At 38.4% G+C, this 18,450-nt stretch carries 18 protein-coding genes and 1 pseudogene; 6 read left to right on the top strand and 13 right to left on the bottom strand.

The annotated features are described in order from the left end of the window. Positions 1 to 408: 408 nt before the first annotated feature. From IGJ00_RS01035 to IGJ00_RS01010, 6 genes are all read right to left on the bottom strand, one after another. Entirely contained in the window at positions 409 to 897 is a 489-nt protein-coding gene (locus IGJ00_RS01035; protein WP_177187663.1) for a GNAT family N-acetyltransferase, read from the bottom strand. A 25-nt stretch (positions 898 to 922) separates the two neighbouring features. After that, the gene (locus tag IGJ00_RS01030) at positions 923 to 1,525 is read right to left on the bottom strand and encodes a TVP38/TMEM64 family protein (protein WP_074799588.1); all 603 of its coding nucleotides are present in this window, start codon (positions 1,523 to 1,525) and stop codon (positions 923 to 925) included. 330 nt (positions 1,526 to 1,855) lie between these two features. Next, entirely contained in the window at positions 1,856 to 2,485 is a 630-nt protein-coding gene (gene udk, locus IGJ00_RS01025) for a uridine kinase (RefSeq protein ID WP_010734363.1), read from the bottom strand. Positions 2,486 to 2,568: 83 nt separating this feature from the next. Beyond that, positions 2,569 to 3,264 (bottom strand): YjjG family noncanonical pyrimidine nucleotidase, encoded by a 696-nt coding sequence (locus IGJ00_RS01020; protein ID WP_438844014.1) that lies wholly within the window; start codon positions 3,262 to 3,264, stop codon positions 2,569 to 2,571. Beyond that, positions 3,261 to 3,467: a hypothetical protein gene (locus IGJ00_RS01015; protein ID WP_254905454.1), complete on the bottom strand. Its 207-nt coding sequence runs from the start codon at positions 3,465 to 3,467 to the stop codon at positions 3,261 to 3,263. Before IGJ00_RS01015 ends, IGJ00_RS01020 begins: the two co-directional genes overlap by 4 nt. A gap of 71 nt (positions 3,468 to 3,538) precedes the next feature. Beyond that, complete coding sequence (locus IGJ00_RS01010; protein WP_074799584.1) at positions 3,539 to 4,255, bottom strand: 16S rRNA pseudouridine(516) synthase; 717 nt, start codon at positions 4,253 to 4,255, stop codon at positions 3,539 to 3,541. A gap of 321 nt (positions 4,256 to 4,576) precedes the next feature. On the opposite strand from IGJ00_RS01010, the gene IGJ00_RS01005 reads away from it, so the two are divergent. From IGJ00_RS01005 to IGJ00_RS00995, 3 genes are all read left to right on the top strand, one after another. After that, positions 4,577 to 5,185 (top strand): 50S ribosomal protein L25/general stress protein Ctc, encoded by a 609-nt coding sequence (locus tag IGJ00_RS01005; RefSeq protein WP_071866113.1) that lies wholly within the window; start codon positions 4,577 to 4,579, stop codon positions 5,183 to 5,185. Positions 5,186 to 5,513: 328 nt separating this feature from the next. Then, complete coding sequence (locus tag IGJ00_RS01000) at positions 5,514 to 5,837, top strand: DUF960 domain-containing protein (RefSeq protein WP_071866112.1); 324 nt, start codon at positions 5,514 to 5,516, stop codon at positions 5,835 to 5,837. A 218-nt stretch (positions 5,838 to 6,055) separates the two neighbouring features. After that, positions 6,056 to 7,432 carry an MATE family efflux transporter gene (locus tag IGJ00_RS00995; RefSeq protein WP_071866111.1) on the top strand — a complete coding sequence of 459 codons (1,377 nt, stop codon included), beginning with the start codon at positions 6,056 to 6,058 and terminating at the stop codon, positions 7,430 to 7,432. A 46-nt stretch (positions 7,433 to 7,478) separates the two neighbouring features. Here the strand turns inward: IGJ00_RS00995 and IGJ00_RS00990 are convergent, their stop codons facing one another. Further along, complete coding sequence (locus IGJ00_RS00990; protein WP_071866222.1) at positions 7,479 to 8,777, bottom strand: hemolysin family protein; 1,299 nt, start codon at positions 8,775 to 8,777, stop codon at positions 7,479 to 7,481. A gap of 259 nt (positions 8,778 to 9,036) precedes the next feature. Between IGJ00_RS00990 and pepG1 the strand changes: the two genes are divergently transcribed. Together pepG1 and IGJ00_RS00980 are read left to right on the top strand one after the other, a co-directional pair. Continuing rightward, a complete protein-coding gene (gene pepG1 / locus IGJ00_RS00985; RefSeq protein WP_086335327.1) occupies positions 9,037 to 9,180 on the top strand; it encodes a type I toxin-antitoxin system toxin PepG1 in 144 nt (47 codons plus the stop codon). 193 nt (positions 9,181 to 9,373) lie between these two features. Further along, positions 9,374 to 9,451, top strand: a pseudogene (locus IGJ00_RS00980) (putative holin-like toxin); the annotation flags it as partial. 137 nt (positions 9,452 to 9,588) lie between these two features. Here IGJ00_RS00980 and IGJ00_RS00975 read toward each other — a convergent pair. The 4 genes from IGJ00_RS00975 to rpsO form a co-directional block, all read right to left on the bottom strand. After that, positions 9,589 to 11,586 (bottom strand): KUP/HAK/KT family potassium transporter, encoded by a 1,998-nt coding sequence (locus IGJ00_RS00975; protein ID WP_071866108.1) that lies wholly within the window; start codon positions 11,584 to 11,586, stop codon positions 9,589 to 9,591. A 100-nt stretch (positions 11,587 to 11,686) separates the two neighbouring features. Beyond that, a complete protein-coding gene (locus IGJ00_RS00970) occupies positions 11,687 to 11,944 on the bottom strand; it encodes a GlsB/YeaQ/YmgE family stress response membrane protein (protein ID WP_065096493.1) in 258 nt (85 codons plus the stop codon). Positions 11,945 to 12,120: 176 nt separating this feature from the next. Next, complete coding sequence (gene pnp, locus IGJ00_RS00965; RefSeq protein ID WP_071866107.1) at positions 12,121 to 14,232, bottom strand: polyribonucleotide nucleotidyltransferase; 2,112 nt, start codon at positions 14,230 to 14,232, stop codon at positions 12,121 to 12,123. A 177-nt stretch (positions 14,233 to 14,409) separates the two neighbouring features. Next, positions 14,410 to 14,679 carry a 30S ribosomal protein S15 gene (gene rpsO / locus IGJ00_RS00960; protein WP_010734375.1) on the bottom strand — a complete coding sequence of 90 codons (270 nt, stop codon included), beginning with the start codon at positions 14,677 to 14,679 and terminating at the stop codon, positions 14,410 to 14,412. 242 nt (positions 14,680 to 14,921) lie between these two features. On the opposite strand from rpsO, the gene def reads away from it, so the two are divergent. Continuing rightward, positions 14,922 to 15,485, top strand: coding sequence for a peptide deformylase (gene def, locus IGJ00_RS00955; RefSeq protein WP_010734376.1), 564 nt, complete (start codon positions 14,922 to 14,924; stop codon positions 15,483 to 15,485). Positions 15,486 to 15,659: 174 nt separating this feature from the next. Here def and IGJ00_RS00950 read toward each other — a convergent pair whose 3' ends face one another. Together IGJ00_RS00950 and IGJ00_RS00945 are read right to left on the bottom strand one after the other, a co-directional pair. Next, on the bottom strand, positions 15,660 to 17,990 hold the full coding sequence (locus IGJ00_RS00950) for a hypothetical protein (RefSeq protein WP_375152001.1): 2,331 nt from the start codon (positions 17,988 to 17,990) through the stop codon (positions 15,660 to 15,662). A gap of 8 nt (positions 17,991 to 17,998) precedes the next feature. Then, on the bottom strand, positions 17,999 to 18,385 hold the full coding sequence (locus tag IGJ00_RS00945; protein WP_074800070.1) for a hypothetical protein: 387 nt from the start codon (positions 18,383 to 18,385) through the stop codon (positions 17,999 to 18,001). Positions 18,386 to 18,450: the final 65 nt, after the last annotated feature.

Below are 18,450 nucleotides of genomic sequence, written 5' to 3'. Positions count from 1 at the left end.
GAGCGACTTGTCATGTCAACGCATCATCTCTATAGACATACCCACATGTCTGTAGGTACAAAACTGATTATACCATAGGAGCAAAGCAGCCAACACCCTATAGAGGTTGTGAAAGCAGCACACTGATCCGCAGTCAACCGATAGAAAAAAAAGCAGGAACTCCACAAAATTTGACTAGCAAATTTGGGAATCCCTGCTTATTTTTGAGTGTTGAACATTTCTGTTCGCCACTCACTGGTGCCTGAAAGATTCAGACAGACAAGCCCTTCTCCACAAAAGTCTTGTCCAGCACGCCTACATCCGGTAGGTGATCCGTGGATCATGTGCCGCCAAAATCAATTAGACCTCTAACGTTCAGAGATCTTCTCGACCCGTCGCATAACGTATACTTTAACACAAGCAAGCTTTTTATGCGAGTCTTTTTTTCATTTTATAATCAACCATTTGAAATCCTTCGCCGATATCGCTGATCAACTCTCCCTCAATGACAAATCCCTGATGTTGATAGACTGCGATTGCTTGTTGATTTCCTTGATTGACACGCAAGAAAATCTCCTGTGCTTCTGTTTCTTTTGCTAGTTGTTCGTACCAACGAAAAATTTCAGAGGTCAAACCTTTCCCTCGTACTTCTCGAAGAATATAGAGTTTACTTAAATAGATCGAAGAACCCATCTTTTCATAAGCAGTATAGCCAACCGTCCGCCCATCTAGCTTCAATAAGAAATAATTGACTCCTGTTGCACATTCTTTTTCAATCTGTTCTTTTGATTGATATGTCTCCAACATATAAGCGACTTGCTTTTGACCGATGATCGGCGTAAAGGCTTCTGGCCATACGTCATGGATAACTGCCACGAGTTCATCGAGTTCTTTCTCAGTTACTATTACTTTCTCCAACATTTACTCTCCCCCGTTCAATGAACTAAAAATGCCCTTGTGCCTGTTGGAATAAAAACAACATGATCATACTATATACAGCGACCGACCAAGGTTTTAAAAGAATAACGATTTGCATGTATTCTCTAAATGAAAGCTTCGTCAACCCAGCGACGAGACAAATCAAATCATCTGGCGCAAAAGGCAAAAGTAAAGTAACGATCAATACCTTTTTGATATTGTTTGTTTTTTCAATGACTAGCTGTTCAAATTTTTTGAATTTTTTTGGTGATAAGATAAAACGGACAAAACTCGTACCATAATAACGCACGAATAAAAAGCCGATTGCTTCACCAATAATCAAGCCAATACAACTATACAGCAACCCAAAGACATTTCCAAACATCAACATCCCTGCAACAGAAGAAATCCCTCCTGGCAGAATCGGAATGATCACTTGGATGATTTGGATAAGAATAAATAAAATGATCGCATAGCTCCCAAACTGTTGCATGAATTGTTGCAAAGAATCTGCCGATTGAAAGATGCCATGTCGATAACCATACATGATCAATATGAAAAAAATACTTAATCCAACGAGTGGTGCGACTTGGATGGTTCTATGTACCCATGTTTTCTTCTCAGCCATACGCTTCTCCTACACTTTTCATTTTCTATATTTCATAAAAGAACAGGTAACGAACAACTACAAGATCGTTGTATGCAACTTCGTGCAACAGAAGCTTGATCCTCTTGTGCCTCCTAAGCCCGAATAAACAACGTGAAGAAGCTCCTTCAGAAATAAGCGTGAAATCCCAAAAATTTGAAGAAAAATTTTCGGTTTTTCACGCTTATTTCTCGGATTTGAGCACTTCTTTATGACTGATTACCCGCAGAAGTTACTTATAAAACGCCGTTTATTTGGTTTTAGAAGATAGGCATAACGACTACTTCAGTTCTAACACCTGTTCTTATCTTTTTACTGGTGATTCAAAAAACTAGCAACTTTCGTTGTGATCAAGTCGATAGCTACGTGATTTTCGCCACCTTCTGGAACGATAATATCAGCGTAACGTTTTGTTGGTTCAATAAACTGATGATACATCGGCTTAACGACTGTTAAATATTGTTCGATCACAGAATCTAAGGTACGGCCGCGCTCTTCCATGTCACGTTTGATGCGGCGAATGATCCGAATGTCATCGTCTGTATCTACATAGATCTTGATATCCATCAAATCACGTAAACGCTCGTCTTCTAAAATCAAGATACCTTCCAAAATAATCACTTCTTTTGGTTCTTGGATGATTGTTGCTTGACTTCTCGTATGGGCAACATAATCATAGACTGGTTTTTCAATGGCTTCATAGTTCAGTAGTTTTTCAACGTGCTGGATCAGCAGTTCATTATCAAAGGCAAAAGGATGATCGTAGTTTGTATTCAACCGTTCTTCAAAGCTAAGATGACTTTGATCTTTATAGTAAGAATCTTGTTCAAGCATCATGATGGAGTGGTCTGGAAAGTGACTAAAAATCCCTCGGCTGACGCTTGTCTTTCCGCTTCCCGATCCGCCCGTCACACCAATGATAATTGGCTTGCTTTTTGTCATTGACTAAAACCTCTTTCATATCCGTTTTTTCATTCTAATCTATTATAGCGAAAAAAAAGGAAAATGCACTATTTTTCTGAAAATTAATGAGGTGAGATTTCCAAGAGCGGGTAAAGTTCTTCTAAAGAATCAATCCGATAGGTTGGTTGGATCTCTGGTATTTCAGGCAACTTATTTTTATTGAACCAGATCGTATCGATCCCTGCTTCATTTCCACCTTTGATATCCGAAGTCAGTGAATCACCGATAATCACCGTTCGTTCTTTGTCCAACTCAGGAATATTAGCAAACACGTGATCAAAAAAAGCCTTCAATGGCTTTTGTGCGCCAATTGCTTCTGAGACAAAAATTTCTCGAAAATAATGGATCATCCGAGCATCTGTTAATCGTCGATGTTGGGTTTGAGAAACCCCATTCGTCACTATATAAAGTTCAGCTTCACTTGACACTGCTTCCAGTAATTCATGGCTTCCAGGAATCCAATGATGGCCCTGATTCAAATAATGTCGATAACGTTGATCCATTGCTTGGCTATCTACTGTCTTGCCGAACTGTTGGAACAACAGACCAAAGCGGTTGCCTGTCACTTCATCTCTTGTCATCTGCCCTTTTTCAAATTCTCGCCATAAATGATGATTCAATGCTTTATAACTTGTTCTGATCTCTGGTGTCAGTTCAATGCCTTGTTCCGCAAAGAGTTGGTGCAAGGCTTCTGCTTCTGTTTGTTGAAAATCTAATAACGTATCATCTACGTCGAATAATAATGTATGATATTTCATCTAATTCTCCTATTTCTTCTATATTTAATGTTTCGTTTATTTGCATTTTCGTGGGTTGTTAGGTTGTTAGCAGTGATTACGATAGATGGATTTACTCTTAATGAATCTAAAATGCTTTCGACGTCAGTAGCTAAATTCTTATTGATATTCACTTGAACTTTCTTTTTTTCGTTAATTTTGTCTTTTCCTTCGATTCCAGACATAGAACATCACCTCTTACTCCTATTAGGAGTGTAATACAAATCCATCGAATGAAATACCCAATTCACTTTTATTATTTAAAATATTTTTTTATTTTTTTTAGTTCGTCTAACGTCAATGAACGATATGAACCTTCAGCTAAATGTGGATCTAACTGTAATGGACCCATGCTGATGCGTTGTAATGCTGTCACTTTTTTCCCACAAGCCAAAAACATTTTTTTCACTTGGTGGAATTTTCCTTCTTGGATCGTCAGGCGTACGATACTTTGACCTTGTTGGATATCCAAGACTTCTAGATGGGCTGGCAAACACTGATAGCCACTATCAAAGATGATCCCTTTTTCAAAAGCAACTTGATCAGCTTCTGTCACTTGTTCATTGACAACTGCTACGTATGTTTTCTTCACTTTCTTCTCAGGCAGTAACATTTCATAGCCTAATTGTCCATTTGAAGTGATTAGCGATAACCCTGTTGTATCACGATCTAATCGCCCCACTGGATACAAAGGCTGGGTGCGGTCGGCTGAAGCCAACAAATCGATAACGGTCGTTTTGTGAACGTCTGTCACCGCTGTTACAGCTTTTTTGGGTTTATTCAGCATAAAGTATACTTCATTTGTATGTAGATTTACGCCATCCACTTCGATACAGTGGAGCAAACTATCCACATTACGATTCTGTTTCTGTTCCACTTTACCATCGATACGTACGAGTTTCATCGCAAAAAGTCGTTTCATCTCTTTACGTGATGTTTCTAATTCTTTTTCTATTAATTTATCTAACCGCATAACTGCTTCCTTTCCTAGCTACATACGCATTATAACCTGAATCGTACATCATGCAAAATGGAAACGTTAAGTTGTTTCCTTGACTTACTTAGAAATTCGCGTTACGGTTAAAGAGTAAAGTGAATTGGATTTCTCATACACAGCGTAATGACCTGGTGGAGAAAAGTTGAATCCTGACTTTTTAAGGGCAGATGCGCGCATCTGTCTTTTTGCGTTTTTTCGCGCTACCTGATAATGTGCAAGAGACCATGTGACATTCACTTAAATAAAATCTGTCTGACACCAAAGCAGACAGTCACATTTTAAGGAGGAATTTTGGTTATGTCAGTATCATTAGAAGTAAGTAAAAGAGAAGTACGTCCCCGTTCATTGAGAAACAAATTGCGTCATGAAGGAAAAGTTCCTGCAATCGTTTATGGCTACAATGTAGAAAGCACGCCAATTTCATTTGATCGTGCGACATTTAGTAAAGTATTGCGTGAGAATGCCGCAAACACAGTTATCACAATGAATATTGAAGGAAAAAAAGTCAACACACTTGTTCATAAAGTCCAATCAAACACATTTACCAACCAATTAGAACACGTGGAGTTCCTATCTGTTAATATGACAGAAGAAACAGAAGTCGAAACAGAAATTGTCCTTGTTGGCGAATCTACTGGTGTGAAATCTGGTGGTGTATTGGCTCAAAACCTATATACTGTGATTGTTTCTGCTACGCCAGATCAATTACCAGAAAACATCGAAGTGGATATCACTGATTTAGCATTAGGTGATTCGATCACTGTAGCGGATCTACCAAAAAATGACGCATACACGATCATTACTGATGGAGAAGAACAAATCGCCGCAGTTGTTGCACCAACAGAAGAAGAAGAATCAACTGGTGAAGCAGCAGAACCAGAAGTGATTGGTTCAACTGAAGAATAAACGTCTTTTGATCAACGAAGCAGTGACTTGTGTCATTGCTTCGTTTTTTTTAATTCCCACTTAAAAATAAATTGTTTTAAGAATGGTATATTCCTATTTATCAACCCTTATTTGTTTTTTTGATAAGCGCAAAAACCCTTATATAGTAAGGTTTCTTGAAGTCCTCTTAAAAGTTTCTTATACTTTGAAAAAAAGTATGCAAATATTGTTGCATTTTGTATAAATGTTTATTAGAATGAACCAACGTTAAAAAAGTATAACTCGTTTATCCTGATAATAATATGTTGTTCTCGTCATTTCGGTTTTTTAGACAAAGGAGGCTAAGCCGATGTTTGAAAGTTTTGATAATAGCCGTAATCGATACGCATCACTAGGTGTGGTATCAAGTTTACCAGATGAACTGATCGATAGTATCTGGTTCGTTATTGATTTAGACCTTAAGGGTGTTATTCCATTAGATAATATTTTAGCTTTTGATTTAATCAACAATCATGGGAAAGTAACCTTGCATTTTTCTCAAGCAGGCAGTACCGTCGAGATGGGGATCGATTTACCATTCCCTTATTCTCCACAGTATCCGGCGCAAGTATTTGCCTATGATGATGGGACCAGAGAAACCATTCTTCTCCCAAGTGAAATTAAACAATACTAAAAAAAACCCTTTGTTTTGCACGATAGCCAAGTAAGTTGACTCTTTGATTTTCATCGCAGACTCACTTCTTGGCTACTTTTATGATGACCTTCTCTGAAAATTTTCAGAAAACATAAAGCATTTTAGCTATTTATTTATCATCAGATTCTAATTGGTATTCCAAGGGTAAACACTATATACTACTAACTAAATTTTAAAAGAAATAAGGAGTTTACAAGATGCGCGATTTAACAAAAGGAAGCCCAGCCAAACTGATTTTGCTATTTACTGTCCCTTTATTGATAGGCAATGTTTTTCAGCAGTTTTACAACATGGTCGATATGATCATCGTTGGGCAGACATTAGGGAAAAACTCACTAGCGGCTGTAGGAGCTACCGGTGGATTAACTTTCTTGATTATTGGCTTTGCTCAAGGTCTAACCGCTGGTTTAGCCATTATTACAGCACAACGATATGGTGCGAAAGACTTCCGTGGGTTGAAAAAAAGTTTTGCTACAAGTGTCATGATTAGTGTCATTGTTACTGTGATTTTAACTGTCCTTAGCTTAGTATTTATTCGTCCGATGCTCCAGTTGATGCAAACACCTGCAGATATCATTGATGAAGCACAAACATTCATCGTGATCATCCTATGGGGAATCTTTGCTGCCGTCAGCTTCAATTTATTGTCAAATGTTATTCGCGCACTTGGTGATAGTCGAACGCCTTTACTCTTTTTGATCGTTGCGGTAATTATCAACGTTGTCTTGGATTTGATCTTTATTATCAACTTCGGTATGGGAGTAGAAGGTGCTGCTATTGCAACAGTGATTGCGCAAATTGCTTCTAGTCTATTATGTATCGTCTATATCAAGAAAAAGATCCCAATGCTTCAATTACGTAAAAAAGATTTTTCGTTCGATAAACAAGAGATCCGTATGCATTTGAATGTTGCTTTACCAATGGCTTTCCAATCTTCGATCATTGCGATTGGTGCAATCGTCTTGCAATCTGCATTAAACAGCTTAGGTACAGATGTCGTAGCTGCCCAAGCCGCAGCTGGTCGAATCGATCAATTTGCTGTTCAACCTATGATGTCCTTTGGGATTGCGATGGCGACTTTTGCAGCACAAAACTATGGAGCGAAACAATATGGGCGTATCTTAAAAGGCGTTCGTCAAACATTAGTGATGAGTATCGGCTTTAGTTTCTTAGCCGGAGCAATTGTCATTTTCCTTGGTCGACCATTGGTGAGCTTGTTTGTCAGCCCAAATGAAACTGTCGTTTTTGATTTGGCACAAACGTATTTCAACATCAACGGCTCCCTTTACTGGATCTTAGCTATCCTATTTATCTTACGTTACACATTACAAGGACTTGGTCAAAGTAAAGTACCGACGATTGCAGGGATGATGGAACTGATCATGCGTTCTTTCGCTGCAATCATTCTGACTGGAATCTGGGGCTATCCAGGTGCTGCTCTTGCTTCACCACTCGCTTGGGCTGGTTCTGTCATTGTCTTGCTTTACTCTTATATCCGCGCTGTGAAACATTTGAAACAGCTAGACGCCGAACAACAGCAATTTTCAATTGAAGATGCTGAAATCAGTTATTAGATTAAAAAAAGTGTTCCTCCTATACTACGGGAAGAACACTTTTTTTCTATGGATTCGTTGGTAAAATCACCAAGTTGAAATAGTCGATATGTGCATGATCATATTCCAAAACTGTAAATTTGAATTGTCCAATCGTGATCACTGTACCTGGTTCGATCTCTTTTTGATAGCTTGACATAAAGCCAGCCAGAGTGATGAAATTCGTTTCTTCAAATTCTGGAACATCCTCATTGAAGTAGCGCTCAAAATCATCAAGTGTCAATTTACCTGAAACAATATAGCTGCCATCTGCTTGTTTCGCAATCAATGCTTGGTCCACATCTGTTTCATCTCGAATCTCACCGACGATCTCTTCTAAAATATCCTCGATCGTGACAAGTCCACTTGTCCCACCATATTCATCCTTTAAGATCGCTATATGTTTTCCTTTTCTTCGCATGATCGTCAATAGTTTCTTGATGGGGATAGTTTCTGCTGTCACGATTGGTTCTTCAATCAGAGACTCCACCGTTATCTGGTCATCTTCTAAAGATTGTTTGATCAACGCAGGTAATGTCACGTATCCTAACACATTATCTTTGGATTCCAGTATGACAGGATATCTCGTATGCCCACGTTCAATCGATTCCTTGATGGCTTGTTTGACTGTATCTGACGCATCAAATACTTGCATCGATGTCCGATCTACTTGAATGTCTTTTGCCAGTGTGTCATCAAATTCAAAGACATTTTCTAAGTACTGGTATTCATCCTTTGTCAACTCACCTTGCTGGTAAGAATTGAGGGCAACTAAAGTCAATTCTTCTTGCGAGAGTGTTTCTTCACCTTCTGATACTAGTTTCACGCCTAGCAATTTACCTAAGCTTGCTGCCGAATGATTCAATACCCAGATGAAAGGAAACATCGCCAGATAAAAATAATGCAAGGGTCTGACTACGAATAACACAACTTGTTCCGTATTGACGATACTATAACTTTTCGGCAAAAGTTCCCCCACCACAACGTCGACATACGTCACCAGAATGAACCCTAATGCGACAGAGATCGTTGCACTTATTCCCCGTCCGATCGGAAGCTGACCGATCCAAGGTTCCAACAATGCTGCCACAGAACCTTCGCCAACCCAACCAATGATCAAGCCTGTCAATGTGATACCCAACTGACTTGCAGATAAATAATCGTCTAAATGATGGGTCACATGCAGCGCTAGTTTAGCGTTCTTCACGTCGTCTTTTTCCAATTGCTCTAAACGGGAACGTCTGATTTTTACCAAAGCAAATTCACTCGCAACAAAAAAAGCAGTGATTGCTATCATAAAAAATAATATGACAAAATTTAATACCATTTGTTTCGCCTCACTTTTCATTTCAATTGTACAACTTTTCATAAAAAGAGTATAACTAGGAGGCTTTTGATTTCTGCTTCTCCCACGAGATCACTTTAAATAATGGGAGGATTTATTCACTTGTATCACTAGCATTCAACAGCTATTCAATAACAAGAAAATTTATAAATTAAGGTTTAAAATGTGCGCATGTGCTATGCTATTACGTGACAGTACAGTTTAATGACGGTGGCTATCCTTCGAAAGCGAGGTGGTGCGTATGCACATACTTTCTAAATCTTACGAAAGGAGACGCCTTTTGTCGGCACTCGATACAATCCAATTGATGCTCAGCTTTGGTATGTTCACCATCGCCCTGATCACGTTGGTTGTAGCATTGCTTAGAGACGACAAAAAGAAATAACCGTCCTCGGCTTAGGACGGTTATTTTTATAACAATTAACTAAACCTATGCCGCTGTTTTTTAAACAACGCTGTCAAAGGGGAGTTGTTGATGCAACTCCTCTTTTCGTATTTAGTATAGCATACTATCGACATGCTTACTAGATTAAGTTCTAGGGAAGATCCTCTGTCAGTTGGGCATTTAGTCTAAATTGATGCTCAGCTTTGGTATGTTTACTATCGCTCTGATTACGTTGGTTGTAGCATTGCTTAACAACGACAAAAAGAAATAACCGTCCTCGGCATAGGACGGTTATTTTGTAAAAAATAAGTTGAAATATGCCGCTGTTAATTAAGCGGTACTGTCAAAGGGGAGTTGTTATCGCAACTCCTCTTTCCAGTTTTAGTATAGCATAAACTAATTCTTTATCTACTTACTTTTTCGTTCTTTCAACCACGTTTTTCTTGTTCCACCAATCAGCAAAGGTACTGTTTCATGTTTGACTTCACTGTATTCTAAACCAAACCATGTTTCTGGCGTCGTAGCGATTTTCTTTATGGCAAGTTTAGCTTGCATGATTTGTCGTTCCCATTTTCCAAGAGTTGTTACATTGGAAACTACTTCGTCGATCAAGATGAATTGGAAATCGCCGACTTCTCTTCCTGGAGTCAATGAATACGTCTGTGGTTGTTTTGGTAGACGTCCTTGTTTCATTAAATCGTGGATGATTTGTCGAACGTAGACATTGATTTCTTGTTGTACGCGGAATCCTAAGAACAGGTTCACTTGAACAACGAAATCGGTTCCCATCATATCCACTTGATATTCTTTCGTATAGGGTTCATCGGTTACTTCTACGTGGACAAACCAATAGGCCTTCGCCCGCTTTGGTCGTTTATCTAAAATGGAATACACGAACTGACGACCAACCTTCCCATCTGCCATATCTGGCACTAAGAAAACTACATTCGTTTGATACATTGGTAAGGATTTGTCCTCTTTCAATGCTTGAAGTTGTGGAATATATTCTTTTAATGCCACTTCTTCTGCGACCGATTCACGAATGATATTTCCTTGTTCCCAAACAAACATGACTGCTAGAATGACTAAAGCAATCAACACAGCGACAAAACCGCCATGGAAGAACTTCACGATACTTGAAATAAAGAAGACGACTTCGATTGCCCCAAAGAAAAAGGTAATTGTATGAGCTAACCACTTCGGATAGCCAGTTTGGAGCAAATAGAAATAAAGTAAGGCAGTCGTCATCAACATCGTTACGGTAATGGACAGCCCGTACGCAGCTTCCATATGGTGTGAGGTTCTAAAGGTAACAACAACCAGTGAACAAGCAATCCATAGAATCAAATTTACTGCTGGAATATACATTTGCCCGATACTGCTTCCGGGATACATGATTTTCAACCGAGGCAATAATTTCAATTTGATTGCTTCTGAAACTAGAGTAAATGACCCAGTAATTAACGCTTGCGAAGCGATAACAGCCGCAATCGTTGCAAATATGACCCCAATGACGGTAAAACTAGCCGGCATCATTTTGAAAAATGGATTCAAGTTTTCGATCGCTTGGGTTTCTGGATTTTGATAGACATTCAACAGCCATGCTGCCTGCCCAAAATAATTCAATACCAAACATACTTTAACGTATGGCCAGCTTAAACGAATGTTTCGTTTTCCGACATGTCCTAAGTCAGAATAAAGCGCCTCTGCCCCAGTAGTAGCCAGAAAGATATTTCCTAGAATAAATAGACCTAGCTTATTATCAGGACTAAATAGCAACTGGATCGCATAATAAGGATTTAAGGCACGGATCACTGTCCAGTCTTGACTGAAATTAAACAAGCCCATCGCGCCTAAAAAGGTGAACCATAAAAACATAATCGGTCCAAATGCTTTCCCGACAACTTCTGTACCGAATCGTTGGACCATGAATAAAACAAAAATAATAACTAAAGTAATAATGACGATGATGTTCTGGTCATTGCCGAAACGGTCAAAGAATTGTGGAATCCCACGCAATCCTTCAATAGCGGTCGTAACCGTTACAGCGGGGGTCAGTACCCCATCTGCTAATAATGCTGCGCCACCGATCATTGCAGGTATGATCAGATATTTACCGCCTTTTCTAACCAAAGTATATAAAGAAAAGATCCCACCTTCCCCATGGTTATCTGCATTTAAAGCAATCACGACATATTTGATCGTCGTTAATAATGTCAAAGTCCAAAAAATCAAGGAGACTGCTCCGATAACAAAATCTGGGTTGATCCCCCGCAAGCCGCCATTGTCTTCTACGATTGCTTTCATTACATAAAGCGGACTGGTACCGATATCTCCATAAACAACCCCCATGGCGACTAATAACCCAGCCATCGAGATTTTTTTTGTGTTATGCTTTGTTGTCACTGTTCCCCCTCATTTCTCCAATCCTATGATTGACCTAAATTCCACCTAATTATCCAAGTATTCAACGTCGGTGTCAATAAATCAGCTAAAAATAACCGATTCATCGACGTCTTCTTAAATAATCGGCTGTAAAGGAGTAAAGAGCCAAACAAACGAGTGCCCCGATCAATGATGGGATAAGATAAAAGCCACTGATTGATGGACCTAGATCGCCTAACACAAATTCACCTAACCAACTTCCAAAGAAACCAATGATAATATTTCCAGTGACGCCCCCTGGAACATCTTCATTAAGAACAGCTCCAGCAACGAATCCTAATACGCCACCTACAATCAATGAGAATAAAAAATGGATCATTTCCATTCCTCCTTTTGCACTTTAAATAACTAAGTGTTTATTAAGAAAATATAAATTGACCCTTTATGCGTTTTACTTTAACGATTTTAAAAAAATAAGCGTACTACTTTTGAAAATATAAAATTATTTTCGTAGTAGTACGCTTATTAAAAAACTTTTATCTTAAAACGATGGAATTACTTCTTGTCCTCTTCGTTCAACATTGCTTTTCTTGAAAGATTCACACGACCTTGTTTGTCGATCTCTGTCACTTTCACCAACACTTCATCGCCTAGTTTCACAACGTCTTCTACATTGTTCACACGTTCATTCGCTAATTGAGAGATATGGACTAAGCCGTCTTTCCCTTTGATCAAGTTGACAAATGCACCGAATTTTTCGATACGAACAACTTTACCAAGGTAGACTTCGCCAACTTTGACTTCTTTTGTCAAGTCTTCGATGATCTTGATTGCTTTTTGGATCATTTCTTTATCAGAAGAAGCAATACTTACTTTACCGTCTTGATCGATATCGATCTTCACGCCTGTTTCATCAATGATTCCATTGATCGTATCGCCACCTTTACCGATGACATCCTTGATTTTCGTAGGATCGATTTGGATCATTTCGATTTTAGGTGCATATTGGCTAAGCTCTTCACGTGGTGTAGCGATCGTTGAAGTCAATTCTTCTAAGATTTCCATACGTGCTTGTTTTGCTTGTGCCAGTGCTTCTTTTAAGATTTGTTCCGTGATACCTTGGATCTTGATATCCATTTGTAGTGCTGTGATTCCATCTTTTGTTCCGGCAACTTTGAAGTCCATGTCGCCTAAATGGTCTTCTAGACCTTGGATGTCTGTTAAAATCGTGTAGTTTTCACCATCAGATACTAATCCCATAGCAATACCAGCAACAGGTGCTTTGATTGGCACACCTGCGTCCATCAATGCTAAGGTACCTGCACAGATACTTGCTTGAGAAGATGAACCATTCGATTCAAGCACTTCTGCCACTAGACGGATCGTGTAAGGAAACTCTTCTTCTGAAGGGATCACTTGTGCTAATGCACGTTCACCTAATGCACCATGACCGATTTCACGACGACCTGGTGAACCGGCACGACCAGTTGAACCCACAGAAAATTGTGGGAAATTGTAATGGTGGATGAATCGTTTGCTGACTTCTACACCTAAGCCATCAATGATTTGGTGTTCCCCTAAAGGTGCCAATGTACATGATGATAGTGCTTGAGTTTGTCCACGAGTAAATAATCCAGAACCATGAACACGTGGCAACAAGCCAACTTCTGATGCTAAAGGACGGATCTCATCTAATTTACGACCATCAGGACGGATTTTGTCAATCGTGATCAACTCACGAACGACGTCTTTTTCAAGATCTTCCGTAATTTGTTTCACTTCTTTTAGTAATTGCGCTTCCTCTTCATGACCCGCAAATTTCTCTGCATAAGCTTCGCGAATATCGATTTTCACTTGGTCGATATTATCTTCACGCGCTAATTTTTCTTCTGTCATGACCGCTTCTTTCATCGTGCCATATGATGCATCAAAAATTTCTTTTTTCAAGTCAGCATCGACTTGTAATAAAGAAACTTCCATTTTTTCTTTGCCGACAGCTTGAACGATTTCTTCTTGGAATGCGACTAATTCTTTGATTGCGTCAAATCCAAATAATAATGCACCCAGCATATCTTCTTCAGAAACTTCTTTTGCGCCACTTTCAACCATGTTGATTGCTTGTTTTGTCCCAGCTACGCTTAATTCGATATCGGTAGTCTCTGCTTGTTCAACTGTTGGGTTCAAGATGTACTCGCCATTGACACGGCCAACTTCAACACCTGCGATTGGTCCATCGAATGGGATATCTGAAATCGATAAAGCTAGTGAAGAACCTAACATTGCTGCCATTGCGGGAGAACAATCTGTTTCCACACTCATCACGATATTTGTAACTTGGACTTCATTACGGAAACCTTCCGCAAACATTGGACGGATCGGACGGTCGATCAAACGAGCAGTCAAGGTTGCTTCCGTACTTGGACGACCTTCACGTTTGATAAATCCTCCTGGGATCTTACCAGCTGCATACATTTTTTCTTCATAATTGATCGTCAATGGGAAGAAATCTGTATCTTTGGCTTCTTTTGAAGCAACTGCCGCACTTAATACGACCGTATCCCCATAACGAACTAATACTGCTCCATTGGCTTGTTTGGCTAATTGGCCAACTTCGATCTCTAAGGGACGTCCGCCCCATGTCGTTTTAAAAACTTGTTTTTCTGACATAAATACTCCTTTTCCTTCTCGTGAACGCTAGACGCTACTAAACAAATGAAAACCGCGAAAGCGATCTTTTGCACCTTTCATTTGGTTAGTAGGAGTCCATCGAGCTGATTCACAGAAATGTTTGATAGTTTAAAGTAAAAAAGTGAGATTCACGCGAACCCCACTTTCTGTTAAAAATTAACGGCGTAAGCCTAGACGTTGGATCAATTCACGGTAACGTTGAACGTCAGTTTTACGTAAGTAAGCTAACAAGTTACGACGATGACCAACTTTTTTCATCAAACCACGGTATGAATGATGATCTTTTTTGTGAACACGTGCATGTTCGTTCAAGTGGTTGATTTCTTCAGTTAATACAGCGATTTGTACTTCTGGAGAACCAGTATCTCCTTCATGACGTGCGTAATCTTTGATGATTTCGTTTTTGCGTTCTTTTGAAATTGCCATTTCTTTCACCTCGTTTAATTATTCCCCTGTGACTGAGTAAAACGTTGGTGATTCGTTTAACCAAGTAACAGGACATATGCTTTAAACATACAGCTATACTTTACCTGAATCTTCCTAATAAATCAAGTGTAGAATCCTTAAGAAAATCTAGTTGATTAAACAATCAGGCTACTACTTTTTCAAATTTATGGTAAACTATTAACCGAAAAGAGAGTGTTTGATAAGAAAGGGGTACATATTCCATGATCACAATGGATGACATTATTCGAGAAGGCAATCCAACATTACGTGAAGTAGCGCAAGAAGTCGCTCTTCCACTCAGTGAGGAAGATCTCTTATTAGGAGAAGAAATGTTGGAATTTCTTAAAAATAGCCAAGATCCAATCAAAGCAGAAGAATTAAATTTACGTGGTGGTGTCGGCCTAGCTGCGCCTCAGCTTGATATTTCAAAACGGATCATTGCGGTCCACGTACCAAATCCAGATCCAGAAATCACAGAACCGACGTTGAGTACGGTCATGTATAATCCAAAAATCCTGAGCCATTCCGTCCAGAATGCTTGCTTAGGCGAAGGTGAAGGCTGTTTATCCGTCGATCGTGAAGTCCCTGGGTATGTTGTGCGCCATGCAAAAATCACGCTTTCGTATTATGACAAAAACGGTGAGAAACAAAAAATCCGTTTAAAAAATTATGAATCCATCGTAGTACAACATGAAATCGACCATATCAATGGCGTAATGTTCTATGACCATATCAATGATCAAAATCCTTTTGCCTTAAAAGAAGGCGTCTTGGTGATCGAGTAAGAATAGATAATGACAAAAATGAACAGAGAGTGGCAGCTTCATCTGCTTTCCTCTGTTCATTTTTTCTACCGTAAAAACTCATCTCGATCTTGTTTTAACATTTTTATAGAAGTTGACAACAATAAATGATTGTTTCTTGTACGAAACACTCTTTACTCTTCTCTTAAAGATAACTCAACGTTCCGTCAATGTTTTTTGCTGGTGTTTTGTTGTCTGATGCATTCCGAGATTCTGTCCAAATTTTGTTGATCGAAAACCAGTTAACAATTTAGTCATCCTAACTTTTTCTGTATTGGTTGGTTTGGTAGTCACATTTTCTGCTGGAGTGTTTTTCCCTTTTTCAAATACATTATTGAACCGAGACACAACACTACTAAAGCAATGGGTCTTATTTCTAGCGTTCTCACTAGTATTCGTACTTCGATCATTCATTCCTGCAATTCTTGTGTAATACGAGTGACCTTTTCTTTGAATTAATTGATCGGTTGCTTGATCAACCAATCGTTTTATTGGTTTGTGTGGTGGATCTAGTTCCATTTCCACTCCTGTATTGGATGCTGTCCTTCTAAATAGAGCACTTACATTTTTACACAACTTAAGCTCATCCAAAGAGGCATTTATAACAGCTTCCTTGTTTTTTGAAGTTTCTTTACCAGATAAACATCTTTTGACACTAGCCAATTCATTTATCTTTTCATTTGCATTCATTGAGGCTACTATAACTTGGCCTTCTTTTACTACCGTGCTTAAGTGGGTAACGACACTCTTGAAATCTTTAAGGTTATCAGTGACTACTACCTTAGCTTTTTGTGGTTCGATCTTATCTAGCGAAGTAAATGTTCGTTCAAATCTCTTTGCCTGTTCATTTAACGGTGGAAGCACATCTATGGTTGCTTTTTGAGTTGCCGCTGTATGTGAATCCTCTATAGGAAAGGGTTCATTTTTGATAACTGATTTTGGTACACGATTTGCCCATAATTCTGGATCACGCTCCCATGGTGCCACTACTCTTTGCCCATTTTCCCAAAAAACAAATCTACCTTGTAGTTGATTTCTTTGAAGATACAAGACTCGCAGCGCATGATCGAACACATCATTTCTAAAACTGTCAATTGTTTGATCCATTTGATGGCGAAGCGAATCTAATGGTACCCATAGCTCAACATCTTCTCTTTTTTTAACAGCTTCAATCAGGATCAATTCAGAACGGTGGATCAAGGGGTTTTGGCTCCCCGCATCTGCAATCTCTTCAAAGTCTTGATTAGTATATTCTATTGTTTGTGTACACTCTTGCCTCTCTCCCAGTGATTGCATTGGATAAACAGCGTTTGTGTTCAAATCTATGCTATCTCTTATTACTTGAATGATTTCATTAAGTAGAGGATTGTTCTGTATTGCTCTTTCTAAATTCTTGGAATTAATTGAACGTTTTCTTAAGGCGTGAAAAATCAATTCTATGTAAACTTTCGAATCATGGGGTATCTTTTTTTGTCTAGGATCTAAATGATCCAATTTTTCCATTAAGCCTTTTCTATCCTGTTCGTCACCAAAAATCAATACATGTTTTAACTTCTCGACATTTTTTTCTATTGGAAAAATCGTCTCCGGTTGATAATGAATAGATGCAGGGTTGCTCAAGTTCTGCTCCAACCTTATTTCTTTCCTTTTTTCTTTTAATACTTTTCGTCGGTGTAATTCCTCCGTTACTTCCTGCTCTTTCTTTTCTAAGCTAGATAACATTCGCTGGATCATTTCCTTAGCTATTGGAACTTGTATAAATGGTAAACGACCATTTATTGTATCGGTTATGGACTTTTGCTGATAGAGATATTCTTTTAAATCACCAGAAGAAATTTCTGCAAGCTTACTTGTGGTATGAATACCTAGTGATTGAATGATATTGCTGGATTTTTCTTGGATCAAGTTTTCATCTATAGTTGGAAGTTGGCCAGGATGATTGAATATTGCTGAAATATATGGATCTTCCTTAAAAAGAAACTGGATTTGTAGATGCCATCGACGTTTTTTTGTATCAATATTTTTTAAAAACTCACTTTTAAGTTGGCCTTTTTTATATAAATAATAAATAAAGATATAATCGAGCTGCCGATTCCAATCTGGATTCTTTTCTTTCAAAGCACTAAGAAATCTATTGTGCATTTCCAAAGACGGTTCAGCATGTTTTGAATGCCATTTAGGTGTCACTTGATTATTCATCTCTAAAGAAAAGATATCTTTCCTACAATTGAATAAAATTGTTTTTAGCGAAGCATCAACTTCGCTAACTGAACAATTCCCACTCTTTTGTTCTTTCATCGTGATGGCTGGTATACCGATTGATTCGTTTTGGGTTGAAAGAGTTGCTAACCTTCTCAATACAAAATATGGTTTGCGAACTTCATGAAATCGCTCTTTAAGAAACAGTTCACTTAGTTCCAAAATTTTTGTTGGCGGAATCTCAAAATAAGAAACCGTGTGATCATCGAAATTTTTTTCTTTATCCACCTTCATAATTATAAAAGAATCATTTTTTTATAGACTGTTAATCCACATGTATGAGGTGATACTGCCCCATACTCTCCTGGATAAAATGAAGAGGGAATAAGCATGAAATCTGTTGGATCATCATTTCTCAGTTTTTCAAAGATCATTTGCACTTGTTCTTTTTTCTCAAAATCATAAAAATCTTTTGTTCGCTTTAGCGATTCCATGATATTTTCTTTTCGTTCCTTTTCAATAAAAAAATTGTCTTGATCCTCACGAATCATTTGAATATATGTTGAGAATAATAATTGATAGTCTTTATTTAAACCAAAATGATTGATATTTTCTTGTAGTGATAAAGATAAAGCTAATATATCTAATTTTTTTCTGAATTCGTTCATTGTTTGATCTATCATAGTTGACCTCCCAATCGTCTTATTTTTTATCTATTCGTCTCAATGGTGTGTCAGTATGTATTTTT

Origin of the sequence: Enterococcus sp. AZ062, assembly GCF_051715065.1 — a bacterium.
Classification (GTDB): domain Bacteria; phylum Bacillota; class Bacilli; order Lactobacillales; family Enterococcaceae; genus Enterococcus_B; species Enterococcus_B mundtii.
Note: the sequence above shows the minus strand (reverse complement) of the source record. Positions and strands in the feature narration are given on the sequence as shown.